This is a genomic window from Pseudomonas syringae group sp. 26L6, assembly GCF_032587815.1.
Taxonomy (GTDB): domain Bacteria; phylum Pseudomonadota; class Gammaproteobacteria; order Pseudomonadales; family Pseudomonadaceae; genus Aquipseudomonas; species Aquipseudomonas amygdali.
Window position 1 is genome coordinate 16,973 of sequence record NZ_JAWHPJ010000054.1, and the last position, 18,677, is coordinate 35,649.

Consider the following 18,677-nt stretch of genomic DNA (forward strand, 5'->3'; position numbering starts at 1 on the left):
CCCCTCCAATGCGCACTTCCGTCCGCGGCATTCTGCATGCCCATCAGTCAGCGCTGTCGCTCGCCCATCGTCTGCTGGACCTGATCATCATCGTATTGATCGGTTACTGGCAAACCGGGCTGCAGGTCACCGACAGCACCGAGGCCTGGTCGCACATTATCCTCGCGGTACTGGTATTTCATTGGGTCAGCGAATATCACCAGCTATATGGTTCATGGCGTGGCGAGCGCATCCTGCGCGAACTGACCAAGGTCTTCAGTTACTGGGCGATGACCTTCATTACCCTGCTGTCACTGAACAGCCTGCTGCTCAACCAGACGCAATTGCCCGATAACGGCCAGATGAGCTGGTTCGCCCTGACGCTTGCGGTGCTGTGCGGCTATCGACTGCTGATCCGCCTGGCCCTGCACACGCTGCGTCGGCACGGCTTCAATACGCGCCGGGTGGCAATTGTCGGGACCGGTCAGGTCGGCGAGCGACTGGCCCGCTCCATCTCCCTCGCGCCGTGGATGGGACTGAACCTGCTGGGGTTTTACGACTCGCACCCGCAGCAGATGAATCTGCAGGCTGAAAAACGTCGTCTGCCAGTGCTGGGTGATCTGGACCAGTTGATAGAGGATGCCCGTGCAGGCCGTTTAGACAAGGTGTACATCACCCTCGCGTTCAGCGCCGAGCCGCAATTGCGCGAGCTGATTACCGGTTTGAGCGACACCACCGCCTCGGTGTACCTGATTCCCGACGTGTTCATGTTCGACCTGCTGCACGCCCGCAGTGAAAGCATCAATGGCCTGGCCAGTATCAGCATTTTCGATTCGCCCATGGACGGTGCCTGGAGCCTGGTAAAGCGCGCCGAAGACATCGTCCTGTCCAGTCTGATTCTGCTGCTGATCGCCCTGCCACTGCTGGCCATCGCGGCGGCCATCAAGCTCACCTCTGCGGGCCCGGTGCTGTTTCGCCAGCGCCGCTATGGGCTGGACGGCCGTTCCATCATGGTCTGGAAATTTCGCAGCATGAGCGTCCAGGAAAACGCCGATGTGGTGCTTCAGGCAACGCGCAATGACGCGCGGGTAACGCCGCTGGGGGCATTTTTGCGGCGCACTTCGCTGGATGAACTGCCGCAGTTTTTCAATGTGCTGCACGGCGATATGTCCATCGTCGGCCCGCGCCCTCACGCCATCGCCCATAACGAGCAGTACCGCAAGCAGGTCAGCGGCTACATGTTGCGCCACAAGGTCAAACCCGGCATCACCGGCTGGGCGCAAATCAATGGCTGGCGCGGTGAAACCGACACACTCGACAAGATGCGCATGCGCGTGGAATTCGACCTGGAATACATCGAGCACTGGTCGATCTGGCTCGACCTCAAAATCATTCTGCTGACGCTGTTCAAAGGCTTCGTCAACAAGAACGCCTTCTGACGCTTCCCCTGAGTGAACGAACGCGCCGAAATTCGTCGGTACGCCGAAAGAAAGGAGCAATGCCATGAAAGGAAAAACGCAATGAATCCAAGGTTAGTTGCTTTACTGCTCACCAGCCTGGCGCTGCATGGCTGCGCATTCGCCCCGGGGCAGCACATGACGCCGGACGACGTTAGCACTGGCAAACCGGACGAGCCCCGGGCGCAACTGGTCGAGGTCACACCGAAAAGTCTTCAGCAACAGCAACAACGCGCCACCGCAGATGCCAGGGCACTGCCGCAGGCGCTGCTTGACTACAAGACTCCGGAATACGTGATCGGCGCTGGCGATACCTTGCTGGTCACCGTGTTCGAACACCCGGAACTGACTGCGCCAGGCTCGCAGGACCAGCTGGATGCCAACACCCGGGAAGTGCTCAACGATGGCACGCTCTACTTCCCCTACGTCGGACGCATCCGCGCGAGCGGCAGAACGGTGAGCGAAGTGCGCGAGCAGTTGCGCATGGGACTGGCGCCGCAATACACCGAGGTCAAGGTCGACGTCAAAGTGCTGCGCTACAACAGTCAGCGAATACTCCTGTCCGGCTCCTTCAAAGTGCCCGGCCCGCAACCTATTACCAATATTCCGTTGAGCCTGGTGCAGGCCGTAAGTGTCGCGGGCGTTGACCTGACCGATGCCAATCTGGCCGGTCTGACCCTGCGCCGCGATGGCCGCGATTACCTGATCGACATCGATTCGCTGAACCGCAGAGACTCGCAACTGAGCAGAATCTTCCTGAAGGATGGCGATTACCTGCACCTGAACAGCAATTCGCGAAACAAGATCTACGTGCTGGGCGAAGTACGTAACCCGCAAGTGATCTCCTTCGGCACCACCCGCCTGACGTTGCTGGAGGCACTGGGCAACTCCGGCGGCCTCAGCCCGGACAGCGCAGATGGCGATGCGGTGTATGTGATACGCGGTGCGGAAAACTTTGCCGAAGCGACGTCTACCGTTTACCACCTCAATGCCAGGAAGCCCACCGCCTACCTGCTGGCGGGGCAGTTCGAGCTCAAGGCGCAGGACGTGGTATTTGTCGGCCCGGCCGATATCACCCGCTGGAGCCGATTCATCAGTCAGTTGCTCGGTTCGGCCAGTGTGGTGCAGACCGGCGCAGCGTTCCGCAACTGACTCTGACGAAGCTTTGAAAATCTTCCTGCAAGCAGTTTTGCGGGATTTTTTTTGGCCCGCCGAACAACGCAAAACTGTTGCCTGAGCAACAGTGGTTCAACAGTTGGCTGGCTTTTCGTCAGCATGGCAACGCCGCACCATCGGTATGAAAAGCGCGCAAACCCAATGTCTGCGAGCCATCGCCGGACCTTGCGAAGGCTGGCACACAAGCTGCTTTACAGACACACGCTTATCGCAAGGAAATCCCATATGCTCGTTGTTTCACTTTCCGGCAGCCCTTCGCCCAAATCCCGTTCCGGCGTAGTGCTGGCTCATGCCAGCCGCTGGTTACAAAGCCGCGGGGTTGAAGTCACCACGCTGCGCATACGCGACTTCAATGCCGAGGACCTGCTTTTTGCCCGCTTCGACAGCCCACAAGTGCTGGAATTTATCGAAGCGGTCAGGCAAGCCGATGGCCTGCTGATTGGTACGCCGGTCTACAAGGCGTCATTTTCAGGCGCACTGAAAACCCTGCTCGACTTACTGCCCGAGCGTGCACTGCATGGCAAAGTGGTCTTGCCGCTGGCCACCGGCGGCAGTATCGCGCACATGTTGGCCGTGGATTACGCGCTCAAACCGGTACTGTCGGCGCTCAAATCGCAGGAAGTGCTACACGGCATCTTCGCCATCGATACCCAGATCAGCTACGACGACAACGAAGAAGGCGGCACCCTGGACGAAATCCTCACCGAGCGCCTGCATGAGGGGCTGGAGCACTTCCATCACGGCCTGCAACGTCGTTTGCAAGCACGTCACAAGCAGGCCGGCGGGCATTTGCAACTGGCTTTATAGCCCGGCATCAATGCTCGACAAACAGCGGATACAACGAGGCCACCAACAGCACGGCCATCACGCCGTTGAAGATGCGCAACCCCAGCGGGTCACGCAGAACATTGCGCAACAAACTGCCAAAGCCTGCCCAGATGCCGACACTGGGCAGGTTGATCAGCGCAAACACCGCCGAGATCACCACCACATTGTAGAAATAGCCCTGCATCGGCGTGTAGGTGCTAATGGCACCAATCGCCATGATCCAGGCCTTGGGGTTGACCCATTGAAACAGCGCTGCACTCATGAAACTCAGCGGCTTGCCCTGACTGTCGACGTTATCGGAGGCAGGACCTGACGTGGCGATTTTCCACGCCAGGTACAACAGATAAGCGGCGCCGACATAGCGCAGAATGGTGTAGAGAAGCGGCCATGCCTTGAACACACTACCCAGCCCGAAACCGACGGCCAGCACCAGGACAAAAAAACCGATGCTGATTCCCAGCATGTGCGGCAACGTACGGCTGAAACCAAAATTGACGCCCGAGGCCAGCAGCATCATGTTGTTCGGGCCGGGGGTAATAGAGGTGACGAACGCGAAGAGTGTGAAGGCAAGAAGCAAATCGAAAGAGAGCACCATACAGCCTGTCCAGATCAGTGAGTCAGGCACTTACCCTATAGAAGGCGCTGCAAGAAACACACGGACAGTTGACCGGTAATTATTACCGTACAGTTTGATAAAAAACTCTTTTAAAGCGGACTGTTAACCTTGTGGCTGCTGGCCAGTCACATTCAGGTCAACGCTTGCTTCGCCTTTATCATCGAATTCGCGCGCCTGCTGTGCCTGCGGATCAGCCATCAATTGCGCCTTGCGTGCCTGGTATTCATCAAACGACAGGCCGCGCCGGTTAAGGTCTTCAAGCGCCAGTTGATGGCTTTCTTCGGCGCTGAAGGGACGCTGCTCGACAGCATGGTGGGTGGAGCAGCCGGAGAGCAGTGCAACGGTGAATGTGAGGACAAGCGCAAGGGCAAGTATACGGTTCATCTGGGGCCTCCGGGGCAGGCTTCGTTTCAGGAATGACGCAAGGTTACGCCCGCCCCCGACGCAGCAAAAATCATCCGCCGTGATAGTCGCTATCGACTATTGCGAGCATCCTCGATCAATACCTCGCGCAACGCCTGAGCCGCAGCGGAAAGCTTGTGATCGGCCAGCATCATCAGGCCGATACGGCGCTCGATACGCGGTTCTACCAGCGCGATGCAGCAAGCACCCAGTTCCTGCATCTGCCCGATGCACAGCGACGGCACCGCGCTGACACCCAAGCCATTGGCAACCATGCGCCCGATGGTGGACAGCTGATGGCTTTCAAACGCCACCGCCAGTTTGCCGTGCATCGGCTCAATGGCCTGCTCCAGTAGCAAACGCACAGCCGAAGGCCTTTGCAGGGCAATGAAGTCTTCGCCCAACAGCTCGGCCCAGGACACTTCGCCAAGCCCGGCCAGCGGTGAATCCTTCGAGACCACAGCCACGAAGCGATCCATATAAAACGGAGTGAACGACAACGCGTTGTTCGACTCGGGCTCAAAGCCGATGCCCAGCTCGACACGGCGGTGACGCACCATCTCCAGCACCTGCTCATTGATCACGTCATGCACCGCGACATTGACCCGTGGGTAGCGCCCGCGAAACACCTTCAGCGCTGCCGGTAATCGATTGCCGGCAAACGACGGCATGGCGGCGACCGAAACCCGGCCCGTTTGCAAGGTAAACCGCTGTCGCAACAGCTCTTCGGTGTTGTCCCAGTCAGCCAGCAACTGGCGCGCCAGCGGCAACAGGGTTTCGCCCTCGGGTGTCAGGCCGACGTTGCGAGTGGTGCGTGTCAGCAATTGACCGCCAAGGTCCTCCTCAAGGCTCTTGACGGTCAGGCTCAACGCCGGTTGCGAGATGTTCAGTCGTTCCCCGGCCTGGGCGAAGCTCAGGTACTGCGCCACCGCCAGAAAAGCCCGAAGCTGCTTGACGTTCATATATTTGTTTTTCTTATCAATTGATCAGAAAAACAAAATTAACAAATCAGTCGCTGCGAGAGAAGATGCAAGTCACCCGATCCTCCGACAGTGCGATTGTCGGTCAACAACTATAAAAGGCGGATCATCATGGCTGGACTCGATAAACGAGTAACGACCTACGAAGAAGCCCTTGCCGGGCTGACCGACAACATGACGGTACTCTGCGGCGGCTTCGGTCTGTGCGGCATTCCGGAAAACCTCATCGCGCAGATCAAGCGTATGGGCATCAAGGGCCTTACCGTCGTTTCCAACAACTGTGGCGTTGACGGCTTCGGCCTGGGCATCCTGCTTGAGGACCGGCAGATCCGGAAAATGATTTCGTCCTACGTGGGCGAAAACGCCTTGTTCGAAAAGCAGTTGCTCAGCGGCGAGCTGGAAGTCGAACTCACCCCGCAAGGCACCCTGGCAGAAAAGCTGCGCGCAGGCGGCGCGGGCATACCTGCGTTCTACACCGCGACCGGTTATGGCACGCCAGTGGCTGAAGGCAAGGAAACCCGGCAGTTCAATGGCCGCAATGTGATCCTGGAAGAGGCCATCACCGGCGACTTCGCCTTGGTCAAGGGTTGGAAAGCCGACCACTTCGGCAACGTGATCTATCGTCACACCGCGCAGAACTTCAACCCGGTAGTAGCCACTGCTGGACGAATCACGGTGGTTGAGGTCGAGGAAATCGTCGAGCCAGGTGTGCTTTTGCCGACGCAGATCCACACGCCTGGCATTTACGTCGACCGTGTGATTCAGGGCACGTTCGAAAAGCGCATTGAACAGCGCACCGTCAGAAAACCCTGACAGAGCAGCTCGGCCATACAACAACAAAGAGATTTCAGACCATGGCACTTTCTCGCGAACAAATGGCTCAACGCGTCGCCCGTGAACTCAAGGACGGTTATTACGTAAACCTGGGCATTGGCATTCCGACCCTGGTGGCCAACTATGTACCGGACGACATCGACGTCATGTTGCAGTCGGAAAACGGTCTGCTGGGCATGGGCGCATTTCCGACCGAAGACACCATAGACGCTGACATGATCAATGCTGGCAAACAGACGGTTACGGCGCGTATCGGCGCGTCGATTTTCTCGTCGGCCGAATCCTTCGCCATGATCCGCGGCGGTCATGTAGACCTGACAGTGCTCGGCGCTTTCGAGGTGGATGTCGAGGGCAATATCGCGTCGTGGATGATCCCCGGCAAGCTGGTCAAAGGCATGGGCGGAGCGATGGACCTGGTGGCAGGTGCCGACAACATCATCGTGACCATGACCCACGCCTCGAAAGATGGCGAATCCAAACTGCTGCCCCGCTGCAGCCTGCCGCTGACCGGCGCGGCCTGCATCCGCAAGGTACTGACTGACCTGGCGTATCTGGAAATCGACAACGGTGCCTTCATCCTTCGCGAGCGTGCGCCGGGGGTCAGCGTGGAAGAAATCGTGGCAAAAACCGCGGGCAGGCTGATTGTGCCGGATGATGTGATCGAGATGAGTTTCTGAACGCGGGCATCTTCGAGCAGGATGGATATATCTCTGTGGGAGATTCTATGATTTCGTTTTGCTGCCGGTTCCCGGCAGTTCGCGGACAAGTCCCCTCCCACAGATTCCGGACAGTTGTGGGAGTGAGCTTGCTCACGAAGACGTTGGTTCAAACACTCGATATCCAGGGACTGTACTGGCCTCTTCGCTCCCACAGGATTTGTCGTTCTGGACGCTCTGCGTCCGCAATAGTCGGCTGTTCAAGTAACTCCCCGATAATAATTACAAAAAGAGGTGCCCCCAATGGCCGCCAACGCCAACGTAGAAGAAAGCCGCTCTGCCCGATTCGCCTTGCGCTGCGCCGCATGGGCTGAACGCTGGTTTCCCGATTCATGGGTATTTGCCGCGCTGGCGGTGGTCATCGTCACACTGGCAACACTGGCCATTGGCGCACGTCCGGCCGAGGCTGCCAAAGCGTTCGGTGACGGGTTCTGGAGCCTGATTCCGTTCACCATGCAAATGGCCTTCGTGGTCATCGGCGGTTACGTCGTGGCCAGTTCGCCGCCCGCGGTGCGCCTGATCGACCGCTTGGCCCTTGTGCCGCGTAACGGTCGTTCGGCAGTGGCATGGGTGGCGCTGATTTCCATGCTGGCTTCGCTGCTCAACTGGGGGCTGTCACTGGTGTTCGGCGGCCTGCTGGTGCGCGCCCTCGCCCGCCGTACCGACCTGCGCATGGATTATCGCGCAGCCGGTGCTGCCGCGTATCTGGGGCTGGGCGCAGTCTGGGCGTTGGGGCTGTCGTCTTCGGCGGCACAGTTGCAGGCCAACCCGGCCAGTCTGCCGCCGTCGATCCTGGCGATAACCGGCGTGATCCCTTTCACTGAAACCATCTTTCTCTGGCAATCCGGGGTCATGCTCGCCGCGCTGGTAGTCATATCGCTGATCGTGGCCTATGCCACCGCCCCTGGCCCGAACAGTGCCCGTGACGCCAAAGCCTGCGGTGTCGACCCGGCATTCAGCCTGCCGCCACTGGCACCTCGCACACGGCCGGGCGAATGGCTGGAATACAGCCCGCTGTTGATCATCCTGATGGTGCTGCTGGGGGTCGGCTGGCTGTTCAGCGAGTTTTCGAGCAAACCGGCGATCACCGCAATTTCCGGGCTCAACACCTACAATTTTCTGTTCATCATGCTGGGTGCGTTGCTGCACTGGCGACCACGCAGCTTTCTCGATGCCGTAGCGCGGGCCGTACCCACCACCACTGGCGTGTTGATTCAATTCCCCCTGTACGGTTCGATTGCTGCGTTACTGACCACAGTCAAAGGCGCTGATGCGCAGACCCTGGCGCACTACATCTCGACATTCTTTACCAGCATTGCCTCCCACGACACCTACGCGATTCTGATGGGCGTTTATTCGGCCATTCTGGGCTTCTTCATTCCGTCGGGCGGCGGCAAGTGGATCATTGAAGCGCCTTACGTGATGCAAGTCGCCAACGACCTGCAGTATCACCTCGGTTGGGCGGTGCAGATCTACAATGCAGCCGAAGCGCTGCCCAACCTGATCAATCCGTTCTACATGCTGCCGCTGCTGGGCGTACTGGGCCTCAAGGCACGTGACCTGATCGGTTTCTCGTTCGTGCAGTTGCTGGTCCACACGCCGCTGGTGCTGTTTCTGCTCTGGGCATTGGGCACTACGCTGGTCTATACGCCACCGGTAATGCCCTGATCGTCAGCCGTTGAACGAGTAATCACGCTCGACCTTGCAGATTCGCGTGGTGAACGCCTGATACCAGCGCGCGCGTCCCTGCTCACGGACCTCGGTATGTTCGGCATGCTGTTTCCAGCCCAGAATCGCGGTTTCGTCGCTCCAGTAGGACACGGTGATGCCCAGTCCGTGTTCGTCGCGAGCCGATTCCACGCCCAGAAAGCCGGGCTGCTGCCTGGCCAGTTCTATCATCCGCTGCGCCGCATCTGCGTACGCCTGCCCCTCGTCAGACGTACGCAGTGAGGTGAACACCACCGCAAAGTAGGGTGTGGGAAAGCGCGCTGCCATCATGATCGATTCCTCTGCGCGGCCTGGCTGCACGCGCGGACGAACGCAGCAACCACAGGAGATCCCTTGCCCTGCAACGCAGCCCGCTCCGGCTGGAACAGTGTGGCGACGAAGAACGGGTGGCCCTGCAATTCGATACTGCGCACTTCGCCTTCAGGGCCGCGGCCGCTGACGTTCAATGCATCGCCGAACAGCGCTGGCTCAAGCTCACGACGCAGACCGTAGCGGCAGTGATAACGCTCCTCGATATTCAGCGTGCCGTAGGCTTGGGCAATCAAAGTGTCAGGTTGCAGGTGAATCGCCGCCACGGATTCAACCAGCGAGCAGCTCAATGGTTCGATGATGACGTTTGCCGCCTGCGGCGCAGTTTCGCCGTGCTCGGCGTCTGCCCAGCCCAGTTGATTGCGGGCGTACTCCACCAGTGCGTGCTGAAAGCCGCCGCACGTCCCCAGAAACGGTACGAGACGCTCGCGTGCGAAATGGATGGCCGTCAACGCACCCTGCATGTCCAGGTACGGACTGGCCGGTACACACCATAGACCGTCGAATTCGCCAAGCCGTGCACCGCTGCCGATCTGTGGCGTCGGTAGCCATTCAAAACTGACCGGCACGTGAACGGTCTCAGCCGCCATCGCCAACGCCAGCGGAATGGCCTGATGGGCTGGCACATCGGCGTTGAAATCGCCCACCAGCCCGATCTGCAAAGTGTTGCGTACGTTATTGATTGTGCCCATGCCCTGCCCCCTGTTCGATTTTCGTATAACCCGGGCGGACTATAAACAGGCAGCAAAACCAGCAGAATGGGCATTGCAGCAATGCCTGGCGTGCAGCGCTGCACGTTTCTTCAGCCAGTTACCGGCGTCAGCACCGGCTGCCCGGAAAAGAACGCCAGCAGGTTATCGTTGACCATTTGCACACTGTCTCTGGAAGCCTCGGGCGACAGGCCTGCGACATGGGGCGTAAGCACAACATTGCCCAGCGTTTTGAGTACGTCCGGCACAGCGGGCTCATCGTCGAACACATCCAGCGCGGCCCCGGCAATCTGCTCGTTCTGAAGTGCACTGACCAGCGCATGGGTATCCACCACACTGGCACGCGCAATGTTGACCAGAAAGCCGTCAGGGCCCAGCGCTTCAAGCACACCGGCATCGATCAGGTGCTGCGTGCCACTGCCACCGGGTGTGGCAATGATCAGGAAATCCGACGCCGCAGCCAGCGCCTGTGCGGTGGCGTGCCAGGTGTAGTCGCAGTCGGTGCGCGGTTTGCGATTGTGATAGCCGATGGCGATGTCGAACGCGGCTGCACGCCTGGCAATCGCCAGCCCAACCGCCCCCAGTCCGACGATTCCCAGGCGCTTGCCTGCCAGCGACGGTCGAACCACCTTGCGCCATTCGCTACGGCGTACCGACGCATCGGCCTGCGGGATGTCGCGTACCAGCGACAGCAACAGCGCCAGCGTATGGTCAGCCACTGTGGCGGCGTTGACGCCTGCACCATTGGTCACGGTGATGCCGCGTGCCTGGGCGGCGGGCAAATCAACCTTCTCGTAGCCGGCACCGCTCACGCAAATGATACGCAGGTTCGGCAGTGCATCCATTTCCTCGGCGAAAAAACCCAGTGGCCCACGCGTCATCACGGCGCTGATGCTCTTCCCGTGTGCAGCAATTGCCTCGGCGCGCAGTTCGGCCGTCGGCGCACGAATCAACTGATAACCGCTGCTTTCCAGAATCGGCAAATACATGTCCAGATTTTCCACCAGCACCAATACCGTTGTCATGCGCACTCCCGTTCGGTCAGCAAAACGCTGACAGTAACGCGACTCGGTGCGCTTGTGCAGAGCCAATGGCGCTCGTTGGAAAAAAACCTTTCGCGATAACGCCAGGTGTTCATGAAGTGGACGCATTTGCCGGACAGACTGCGTTACAAGCAACCTCGCCAACGCGATAGTGCGCTATCGTTGCGTGCAACGCTGTGACCAGTAACGGTATTGGCTGGTGCAGTCGAACACCTTCCAACCATAAGGAACCAACCGCCCATGCAAGGATTTTCCGCCACTCTGTCGACCACAACCCTGTTGAAAAAGACCTTCCTGGCCGCAGCGGTCATGTCGGGCCTGATGCTGTCATCCGGTATGGCAGCGGCGGCGGATGCACCGGGCAAGGTGCTGAGCGAAAAATACGGTCTGCCCTGGCCAGCCGTGATCGCCCATCGCGGAGCTTCGTTCGACGCTCCGGAGGAGACCATTCCGGCGTATACCCTGGCACGCGACCTGGGCGCGGACTATCTGGAGATGGACATCCAGCGCACTAAAGATGGCGTGCTGATAGCGCTGCACGATGACGTACTGGAACGCACGACCAATATTGCCGAAGTGTTCCCGACACGGGTCAAGGACCCGGTCAGCACCTTCACCCTGGCGGAGCTCAAGCAACTGGACGCCGGCTCATGGTTCAACAAGGCTTACCCCGACCGGGCGCGCGCAAGCTACAGCGGGTTGCAGATCCTGACGCTGGATGAGGTCATCGATATCGCCGAAGGCGGCGCGAACAAGCCTGGGCTGTATATCGAGACCAAGGTGCCGAACAAGTTTCCCGGTGTCGAAGCCGATCTTAAAAAGGTGCTGACCAAACGTGGCTGGCTGGCTCAGCGACCTGCTGCTGCGGCCGGTCATGTGAACGTCGCGCACATGCCGGGGCGTGTGGTATTGCAGACGTTCGAGAAGCAGAGCCTGGAACTCCTGCAAAAAGAAATGCCGAAAGTGCCCAAGGTCATGCTGCTGTGGATTGGCGAAGGCTCGATAGAGCCTAAATCCAGCGTCGCGTTCAAAGACTCGGGGGCCAAGGACAAGGCCAGCTACTACGCAGCGCAGGAAGTCAAATCGCCGGAGGAATTCCAGAAGTGGATTGACTGGGCCAAGGCTCATGGTGCGATCGGCACCGGCCCTTCTTCGCAACTGGCCAAGGGTGGCGATCAGAGCTACATGGACCTGGTCAAACCCTGGATGAACAACCTGACCCACGAGAAAGGCATGGTGATCCACCCTTACACGGTGGACGACGCAGAGGACTTCAAGCGGATCAGCAATGATGGAGTTGACGGTTTCTTCACCAACCGCACTGCCGAACTGTTGAAGTTCTACGGGCGGCCAGCGAAAGAGAGCATCGAGACGATTCTGAAGCGTAACGGCTACTGATCGACTGGCTGGCCGCATCCTGCGATGCGGCCAGCGCCGATTGATCAGAAATCGATGGTGCCGGACAGCTTCAAGGTGCGTGGCTCGCCTTGAGTCAGATAGCCACCATTGGCCGATGCCCAATAATCCTTGTTCATCAGGTTTTCGACGTTGGCACGCAGCGTGACGTCCTTTTGCGCAACGTTGAAGGTATAGCGCGCGCCCAGATCAAAGCGGTTCCAGGTCGGAATGCTCAGATTGTTGGCAGCGTCGACATATTGCCCGCCGGTGCGCAGCATGCGCGCATTGATGGCTGCGCCCGTGACGCCTGGCACATCCCAATCGGCACCCGCGTTGAACTGGAAGGTCGGCACACCAATGGCCCTGTTGCCATCGTTGCTGCCACCCGACGTGCCGCTCACCTCGGTGTCCATCAGAGTAAGACCGGCTAGCAGACGCAGGCCGCTGACGGGCTCGCCGAACACGTTCATTTCCACGCCACGGTTGCGCTGCTCGCCATCACGGACGTAGCGCGTTCCGCTGCCATCCTGAATCTGGTAGCCATCAGTCGGTTGTTCAATACGGTATACACCCAGGCTTGCACCGAAGGTGCCCATGTCCAGCTTCACGCCCGCTTCAATCTGTTTTGAACGCGCCGGCGCGAACACCTCGCCAGGGTTGATCGTCACGGTGCTCGGCGCCGTCGGCCCCTGCGCAAGGCCTTCAATGCGGTTTGCATAGAACGACACATAGCGCCAAGGCTTGAACACCAGCCCGTAGACCGGCGTGGTGATTGCCTCGTCATACAGTGCGTTGCGCGGGCCGCTGCCATAGTCGTAGCCCTGGACGCGCAGTTGCTGGCGACGCAGGCCTGCGGTCAGCAGCAGGCGATCATCGAAAAAGCCCAGCGTGTCGGAGAACGCTACGCTGCGCATACGGCTCTTGCCGACGATACCGGGATCACTGAGATCGCCACCCGAGAAGCTGTCCAGCGCAGGACGTGTTGTTTCCACTGGGTTGTACAGGTTGCTGCCAGCCGGACTGCCGAACAGGTAGGCACTGCGCTGCTCGGTCCAGATGCCGGACAGACCGAAGTTGACCTTGTGACTGACCGCGCCGGTCTGCAGCTTGCCGTTGATGCCGGCCATGGCTGTCTTGTTGTCTTCGTCATGCGGAATGGAAGACGGTGACGCCGTGATGTTGCCTGCGGCGTCATTGATAGTCGGCGAGCCATAGATACCATTTTCACGGGTGTGCTTGGCACCGGCTGCAGCGTACAGCGTCCAGTCATCGTTGAGGTCGTATTCGGCCCGGCTCATGCCGAAGGTGTCTTCGGTTTCGGTCCAGGTCCAGTTCGGCGCGTAATTGGTGTCGGCATCCGGTGCATGCGGCACACGGGTCAGGCCACTGCCAACGAACACCATGTTGCGATTCTGATTGATGCGCTGCTTCTGGTAGGCAAAATCGCCGGAAAGACGGAAGTTGTCACCCTGATAATCAAGCCCCAGCGCGAACAGCTTGCTGCGATGCTCTTCGTCTTCAACGCCGGTCTCGCCTTCGCGCTGAGACAGGTTGAGGCGTGCGCCGAATCGATTGCCTTCGCCAAAGCGCTGGCCGAGGTCCAGGTGCTCGCCGACCCGGCCGTCGCTGCTGATGTCGGTGGTAAAACGCCGTGTCGGCGTGTCCTGAGCGCGCTTGGGTTGCAGGTTTACGCCGCCGCCAATACCGGAGCCGGTCGGTGTTACGCCGTTGATGAAGGCATTGGGGCCTTTGAAAACCTCAACCCGTTCCAGCGCATCGGTGGAGATGATCTGGCGTGGCAGCACGCCGTAAAGGCCATTGTAGGAAATATCATCGGTGGTCAGTTTGAGGCCACGAATGACGAAGATCTTCGAGGCGTTGGCATAGCCGCTTGACTGGCGAACCGATGCATCATTGAGCAGCACATCACCGACGTCTTCGGCCTGCTGGTCCTCGATCAATTGTTCGGTGTAGCTGGTCATGGTGAACGGCACGTCCATGACGTCGGCATTGCCCAGAACACCCAACTGCCCGCCGCGAGCCACTTGCCCTCCTGCGTACACAGGCGGTAGCGCGTGCGGGTCGGCCTTGTCGGCACTGATATCGGTCTCTCCGAGAACCATCGGGCCTTCCTGCTGACTGGCGGCAGCAATAGCGGCCCAGGCCGGAGAACCAATGGAACAGCAAAATGCGAGCAACGTGAGGCGCATCGGGATCGATGGGGTGTGCATGAAAAGGTCCTGCTGACGAGATGAGCGAGATCGGAAGAAACCTTCCTGGAGATGACCGACTCAGTGGATGCGAAATGCTACCACATGTTACTGGGAATGCTTATCATTAATTTATGTGCAGGGCGTCACATAACCAACGCTCATCGCTACGTCTCACACAGCAATGCTTTGAAACAGGTAGGGGACAGCCACCTGAGTGCGACTCTCGTGTAAGCTCGTACGCTATTGGTTTTCCCATCGAGAGGCCTATGCAATCCACTTTCCGACGCTCGACACTGGCAGCACTTCGTGGTTTTGCCTTGCCAAGCGGTGCAATCTCCATTGTTCCTTCTGCCGCCGACTATCGGCGCTGTCTGCTGGAAAGGATCGCTTCGGCCACCCGGCGCATCTATATCATCGCGTTGTATCTGCAACAGGATGAAGCTGGTCAGGAGATCCTCGACGCACTGTACGCGGCCAAGGCCGCACGGCCTGAGCTGGATGTCGTGGTTCTGGTTGACTGGTTCCGCGCGCAGCGGGGCCTGATCGGTGCCGGGCGGCAACCGGGCAACTCGACCTGGTATCAGGCGCAGAACCTTGAATACGATGAAGAAGTGCCGATCTACGGCGTGCCGGTGCAAACCCGTGAGCTATTCGGCGTGCTGCACCTCAAGGGCAGCGTGATCGACGATTGTGTGATCTACAGTGGCGCAAGCATCAACAACGTCTACCTGCACAAGCTCGACAAATATCGTCTGGACCGTTACCACCTGATCGAAAGTGCGCCACTGGCCGACGCTTTCCAGAACCTGGTGCAGCGCGAAATACTCCCTTCACCGGCGGTGCACCGCCTCGACCTGCAATCGCCACCTGGCTCGCGCAGCATTCGCAGCGAGATTCGCGCTTTTCGTGCGGATCTGAAACGCGCTGCGTACGACACTTCAGCAGGCGAAAAGGAAAACGGCGAGCTGCGGGTGATTCCGCTGCTGGGCGTCGGGCCGCGTAACAATCTGAATCGTGCCATCTGCGACCTGATCGCCTCGAGCAAGATCCAGCTGACCATCTGCACGCCGTATTTCAACCTGCCGGTGGCGGTCACCCGCGAAATCAATCGGGCGCTCAAGCGCGGTGTGCAGGTCGATATCATCATTGGTGACAAAACTGCCAACGACTTCTTCATCGACCCGGACGAGCCGTTCAAGGTGATCTCGGCCCTGCCCTATCTGTATGAAATCAGCCTGCGACGCTTTGCCCACAAGCATCAGAAGGCAATCGCGCAGAACCGCCTCAACGTGCACCTGTGGAAACACGGCGATAATACGTTCCACCTCAAAGGCATCTGGGTCGATCAGCGCTATACACTGCTGACAGGCAACAACCTGAACCCTCGCGCCTTCAATCTTGATTTGGAAAACGCCTTGCTGATCGATGATCCGCAGGGCCAGTGGAGCGAAACGCGCGAGGCGGAAATCGCCCATTTGATGCGCAACACCCAACGCGTCAACCAGTACGACGAACTCGACACACTGGCCAATTATCCCGAAGGGGTACGCAAATTCCTCAAGCGCGTCAGCCGTGTGCGGGTCGAGCGATTGCTGTACCGGATACTCTGACCCTCAAGCCTGAGGCCGACATGCCTGGCATGTCGGCCATACAACCAAAGAAACAGGGTGTGTCAGGGCCGTTTCGCCCCCAACTGCTTCCACATCTTTTGCGTGATTTTGCGGCGGTTGCTGTAGCCTGCCCACGGGTCGGCCTTGAGTTTCTTTAAACGCTGCTCAAGGTTGGTGATGTCCCACTGCGCCGAGGATTTCAGGCCTGCCAGTTCATCCAGAGCAATCGGCACCGAGACCGGCAAACCTGGCCGGGCGCGCACCGAATACGCAGTCACGGTGCTGCCGCCACGGCTGTTGCGCAGGTAATCAATGAAAATTTTCCCTACCCGGTTTTTCGGCCCCATGGTCGCGGTGAAGCGTTCGGGCAACTGACGGCTGACGAATTCGGCGATAGCCTTGGCGAAGGCTTTAACCGTGTCCCAGTCAGCCTGCCGCGCCAATGGCACGATGATGTGCATGCCCTTGCCACCGCTGGTCTTGAGAAAAGCTTCCAGCCCAAGTTCCTCCAGCACGGCGAGCACCATTTGCGTGGCTTCGATCATGCTGCGCCAGGGCAGCGCCGGGTCGGGATCAAGGTCCAGTACAAAATGATCCGGCGTTTCGATCCTGTCACGCGTAGCGCCCCAGGTGTGCAACTCGATGGCCCCCATTTGCGCGGCACCGACCAGCGCCTGCAATGAATCGATCTCCATCAGCGCGGCATGCCCGGGGTCCAGAGCACGATCCAGCTGTTTGATGTGTGGAATCGCAAGATGCTCGGCGTGCTTCTGGAAGAACTGCTCGCCGTCGATGCCTTCCGGGCAACGCAACAATGCCACAGGACGCTTGTTCAGATACGGCAGAATCCATTCGGCAATAGACGCGTAGAACTGCGCAAGTTCGACCTTGCTGGTGCCGGTCTTGCTGTCGATCACCCGATCCGGATGGCTGATGCCCGTGCCCGCTACGTCCACTTTGCCTTTGCCGGCAGCGGTTTTCTTGCCTGAACGCGGCGCCGCCGATGTCGATTGCGTCCGGGTCTGGCTGGCAACCCTGGCGGGCTGAGCGTCTTCGCGCACCACCTCACTGGCAGGCTTGTCACTGCGCAACCCAACAAATGCGGCTTGTCGCACAATGCCTTCGCGGGTCCACTGGGCGAATTCCGCCTCACAGACCAGCTGCGGCTCTACCCACTGCACGCCGCGGGCCTGAGCCGAGGTCAGTTTTTTCGCCAGGGGCGAATCCTTGCGCTGCAGCGGTTTGAGTTGTTGATAAAGCTGTTCAAGCGTCACCTCACTGAAGCCGGTGCCCACCCGCCCGGCATAGACCAGCCCTTCATCGCCTTCATTGACCGCCAGCAACAAGGCCCCGAATGCGGAGCGGCTGCCTTGTGGGGCGGTGTAGCCGACGATCACCAGCTCCTGACGCAACCGGCATTTGAGTTTGATCCAGTCGGCATTGCGCTTGCCGATATAAACACTGCCGGCCCGCTTGCCGATCACCCCTTCCAGGCCCATTGCCGCAGCGCTTGCCACAATATCCTGATGCCCGGCCTGAAACGCATCCGAATAACGCAGCAGGCGACTGCGCTGGGCGTCGAGCACTTGTTTCAAGGCGTCGCGGCGCTGTTCAAGGGGCACTTCACGCAGATCCTCCGCACTCAGGAACGGCATATCGAACAGGTAATACAGGATGTTTTTGCTGTTCCCTGCGTCAAAGGCATTCTGCAACCCCTGAAAGTCGGGCAACCCTTGCTCGTCGAGAACCACTACTTCGCCGTCGAACCAACTGTTTTGCAATTTCAGGCCCTTGAGCGCCTTGACCAGCTCGGGCAGCCGTTCGGTCCAGTCGTGGCCGTTACGGGTGAACAGGCGCACTTCGTCGCCCTGAATGCGGGTCAGAATGCGATAGCCATCGAACTTGATCTCATACAGCCAGTCACCCGCTGGCGGTGCATCCACCAGCGTGGCCAGTTGCGGCGAAAGGGTTTCCGGGAAAACCGTTTTCGACTTCTTTTGCGCGGGCTTGCGCGCAGGCTTCGCTGCACCGGCTTTGGCTTTTTCGTTTGCGGCGCTGGCTTTTGGCTTCGCTGGCGCTGCACGCCCTGCCCCTACGTGCGCGCCGCTGATCACGCTCTGCGGTTGCTCCAGAGTGATGTCATATTCGGCAGCAGGCCGTGCAATGGCGTCCTTTTCTTTGATCAGCAGCCATTGCTCCTTGCTACCACTGCCAGTGAGCCGCGTGCGCACCAGCGCCCAGTCGCCGCTGAGCTTCTCGCCGACCAGGGTAAATTTGAGTTTGCCTTCCTCATAGGTTTTTTGCGGATCACCGTGCGGCTGCCAGACGCCACGGTCCCAGACAATCACATCACCGCCGCCGTACTGCCCTTTCGGGATGCTGCCCTCAAAATCGGCATAGTCCAGCGGATGGTCTTCAACATGCACCGCCAGACGTTTTTGCTTGGGGTCCAGGCTCGGGCCTTTGGGCACCGCCCAGCTCTTGAGCGTTCCCTCCAGCTCCAGTCGAAAGTCGTAGTGCAGGTTGCGTGCGTCATGCTTCTGAATCACGAAACCCAGCGCCTTGGCCTTGGACGAAGACTTGCCTTTGCGCGTGCTTTCGGCAGGCTCGGAGGTGATGGCGAAATTGCGCTTGCGCGTGTATTCACTGGCGGGCTTGGCCATGTCCGGTGTCTCCGT

General features: G+C 59.3%; 16 protein-coding genes. 8 read left to right on the forward strand and 8 right to left on the reverse strand.

Annotation, left to right across the window (positions count from 1 at the left end; genetic code table 11):
• Positions 1 to 8: 8 nt before the first annotated feature.
• The 3 genes from RYA97_RS22930 to ssuE all read left to right on the forward strand — a co-directional run bounded on the left by RYA97_RS22930 (position 9) and on the right by ssuE (position 3,419).
• Positions 9 to 1,418: an undecaprenyl-phosphate glucose phosphotransferase gene (locus RYA97_RS22930; RefSeq protein WP_054078540.1), complete on the forward strand. Its 1,410-nt coding sequence runs from the start codon at positions 9 to 11 to the stop codon at positions 1,416 to 1,418.
• Positions 1,419 to 1,499: 81 nt separating this feature from the next.
• Entirely contained in the window at positions 1,500 to 2,588 is a 1,089-nt protein-coding gene (locus RYA97_RS22935) for a polysaccharide biosynthesis/export family protein (RefSeq protein WP_057404151.1), read from the forward strand.
• Between the two features lie 249 nt (positions 2,589 to 2,837).
• Positions 2,838 to 3,419, forward strand: coding sequence for an NADPH-dependent FMN reductase (gene ssuE, locus RYA97_RS22940; RefSeq protein WP_005744418.1), 582 nt, complete (start codon positions 2,838 to 2,840; stop codon positions 3,417 to 3,419).
• 7 nt (positions 3,420 to 3,426) lie between these two features.
• Here ssuE and RYA97_RS22945 read toward each other — a convergent pair whose 3' ends face one another.
• The 3 genes from RYA97_RS22945 to RYA97_RS22955 form a co-directional block, all read right to left on the reverse strand.
• Entirely contained in the window at positions 3,427 to 4,035 is a 609-nt protein-coding gene (locus RYA97_RS22945; RefSeq protein WP_004661013.1) for a LysE family translocator, read from the reverse strand.
• A 123-nt stretch (positions 4,036 to 4,158) separates the two neighbouring features.
• Positions 4,159 to 4,440: a hypothetical protein gene (locus tag RYA97_RS22950; RefSeq protein WP_002554048.1), complete on the reverse strand. Its 282-nt coding sequence runs from the start codon at positions 4,438 to 4,440 to the stop codon at positions 4,159 to 4,161.
• 89 nt (positions 4,441 to 4,529) lie between these two features.
• Positions 4,530 to 5,420, reverse strand: a complete 891-nt coding sequence (locus RYA97_RS22955) for a LysR family transcriptional regulator (RefSeq protein WP_057404150.1) — start codon at positions 5,418 to 5,420, stop codon at positions 4,530 to 4,532.
• Positions 5,421 to 5,549: 129 nt separating this feature from the next.
• On the opposite strand from RYA97_RS22955, the gene RYA97_RS22960 reads away from it, so the two are divergent.
• From RYA97_RS22960 to RYA97_RS22970, 3 genes are all read left to right on the forward strand, one after another.
• On the forward strand, positions 5,550 to 6,251 hold the full coding sequence (locus RYA97_RS22960; RefSeq protein ID WP_057404149.1) for a CoA transferase subunit A: 702 nt from the start codon (positions 5,550 to 5,552) through the stop codon (positions 6,249 to 6,251).
• Positions 6,252 to 6,292: 41 nt separating this feature from the next.
• Positions 6,293 to 6,949 (forward strand): CoA transferase subunit B, encoded by a 657-nt coding sequence (locus RYA97_RS22965; protein WP_002554052.1) that lies wholly within the window; start codon positions 6,293 to 6,295, stop codon positions 6,947 to 6,949.
• A gap of 282 nt (positions 6,950 to 7,231) precedes the next feature.
• Positions 7,232 to 8,656 (forward strand): short-chain fatty acid transporter, encoded by a 1,425-nt coding sequence (locus RYA97_RS22970; RefSeq protein ID WP_057404148.1) that lies wholly within the window; start codon positions 7,232 to 7,234, stop codon positions 8,654 to 8,656.
• 3 nt (positions 8,657 to 8,659) lie between these two features.
• Here RYA97_RS22970 and RYA97_RS22975 read toward each other — a convergent pair whose 3' ends face one another.
• The 3 genes from RYA97_RS22975 to RYA97_RS22985 all read right to left on the reverse strand — a co-directional run bounded on the left by RYA97_RS22975 (position 8,660) and on the right by RYA97_RS22985 (position 10,760).
• Positions 8,660 to 8,986, reverse strand: coding sequence for an antibiotic biosynthesis monooxygenase family protein (locus RYA97_RS22975; protein WP_005744423.1), 327 nt, complete (start codon positions 8,984 to 8,986; stop codon positions 8,660 to 8,662).
• Entirely contained in the window at positions 8,983 to 9,717 is a 735-nt protein-coding gene (locus RYA97_RS22980) for a CTP synthase (RefSeq protein ID WP_005744424.1), read from the reverse strand. Before RYA97_RS22980 ends, RYA97_RS22975 begins: the two co-directional genes overlap by 4 nt.
• Positions 9,718 to 9,827: 110 nt before the next feature.
• On the reverse strand, positions 9,828 to 10,760 hold the full coding sequence (locus tag RYA97_RS22985; RefSeq protein WP_005744425.1) for a 2-hydroxyacid dehydrogenase: 933 nt from the start codon (positions 10,758 to 10,760) through the stop codon (positions 9,828 to 9,830).
• Between the two features lie 258 nt (positions 10,761 to 11,018).
• Here RYA97_RS22985 and RYA97_RS22990 point away from each other — a divergent pair, with 258 nt between their 5' ends.
• Complete coding sequence (locus RYA97_RS22990) at positions 11,019 to 12,176, forward strand: glycerophosphodiester phosphodiesterase (protein ID WP_004656799.1); 1,158 nt, start codon at positions 11,019 to 11,021, stop codon at positions 12,174 to 12,176.
• Between the two features lie 44 nt (positions 12,177 to 12,220).
• On the opposite strand, the gene RYA97_RS22995 is transcribed toward RYA97_RS22990, so the two are convergent.
• Entirely contained in the window at positions 12,221 to 14,407 is a 2,187-nt protein-coding gene (locus RYA97_RS22995) for a TonB-dependent receptor (protein WP_005744427.1), read from the reverse strand.
• A 248-nt stretch (positions 14,408 to 14,655) separates the two neighbouring features.
• On the opposite strand from RYA97_RS22995, the gene pssA reads away from it, so the two are divergent.
• A complete protein-coding gene (gene pssA / locus RYA97_RS23000; protein WP_004656805.1) occupies positions 14,656 to 15,999 on the forward strand; it encodes a CDP-diacylglycerol--serine O-phosphatidyltransferase in 1,344 nt (447 codons plus the stop codon).
• Positions 16,000 to 16,061: 62 nt separating this feature from the next.
• On the opposite strand, the gene ligD is transcribed toward pssA, so the two are convergent.
• Positions 16,062 to 18,662 (reverse strand): DNA ligase D, encoded by a 2,601-nt coding sequence (gene ligD / locus RYA97_RS23005; protein WP_005744431.1) that lies wholly within the window; start codon positions 18,660 to 18,662, stop codon positions 16,062 to 16,064.
• Positions 18,663 to 18,677: the final 15 nt, after the last annotated feature.

What these genes read in the sequence shown, in the direction of transcription:
- RYA97_RS22985 (WP_005744425.1), bottom strand. Translation starts at nt 10,760, where the DNA reads ATGACAACGGTATTGGTGCTGGTGGAAAATCTGGACATGTATTTGCCG.
- RYA97_RS22965 (WP_002554052.1), top strand. Translation starts at nt 6,293, where the DNA reads ATGGCACTTTCTCGCGAACAAATGGCTCAACGCGTCGCCCGTGAACTC.
- ligD (WP_005744431.1), bottom strand. Translation starts at nt 18,662, where the DNA reads ATGGCCAAGCCCGCCAGTGAATACACGCGCAAGCGCAATTTCGCCATC.
- RYA97_RS22995 (WP_005744427.1), bottom strand. Translation starts at nt 14,407, where the DNA reads ATGCACACCCCATCGATCCCGATGCGCCTCACGTTGCTCGCATTTTGC.
- RYA97_RS22950 (WP_002554048.1), bottom strand. Translation starts at nt 4,440, where the DNA reads ATGAACCGTATACTTGCCCTTGCGCTTGTCCTCACATTCACCGTTGCA.
- pssA (WP_004656805.1), top strand. Translation starts at nt 14,656, where the DNA reads ATGCAATCCACTTTCCGACGCTCGACACTGGCAGCACTTCGTGGTTTT.
- RYA97_RS22990 (WP_004656799.1), top strand. Translation starts at nt 11,019, where the DNA reads ATGCAAGGATTTTCCGCCACTCTGTCGACCACAACCCTGTTGAAAAAG.
- RYA97_RS22955 (WP_057404150.1), bottom strand. Translation starts at nt 5,420, where the DNA reads ATGAACGTCAAGCAGCTTCGGGCTTTTCTGGCGGTGGCGCAGTACCTG.
- RYA97_RS22980 (WP_005744424.1), bottom strand. Translation starts at nt 9,717, where the DNA reads ATGGGCACAATCAATAACGTACGCAACACTTTGCAGATCGGGCTGGTG.
- RYA97_RS22935 (WP_057404151.1), top strand. Translation starts at nt 1,500, where the DNA reads ATGAATCCAAGGTTAGTTGCTTTACTGCTCACCAGCCTGGCGCTGCAT.
- RYA97_RS22975 (WP_005744423.1), bottom strand. Translation starts at nt 8,986, where the DNA reads ATGATGGCAGCGCGCTTTCCCACACCCTACTTTGCGGTGGTGTTCACC.
- RYA97_RS22945 (WP_004661013.1), bottom strand. Translation starts at nt 4,035, where the DNA reads ATGGTGCTCTCTTTCGATTTGCTTCTTGCCTTCACACTCTTCGCGTTC.
- RYA97_RS22960 (WP_057404149.1), top strand. Translation starts at nt 5,550, where the DNA reads ATGGCTGGACTCGATAAACGAGTAACGACCTACGAAGAAGCCCTTGCC.
- ssuE (WP_005744418.1), top strand. Translation starts at nt 2,838, where the DNA reads ATGCTCGTTGTTTCACTTTCCGGCAGCCCTTCGCCCAAATCCCGTTCC.
- RYA97_RS22930 (WP_054078540.1), top strand. Translation starts at nt 9, where the DNA reads ATGCGCACTTCCGTCCGCGGCATTCTGCATGCCCATCAGTCAGCGCTG.
- RYA97_RS22970 (WP_057404148.1), top strand. Translation starts at nt 7,232, where the DNA reads ATGGCCGCCAACGCCAACGTAGAAGAAAGCCGCTCTGCCCGATTCGCC.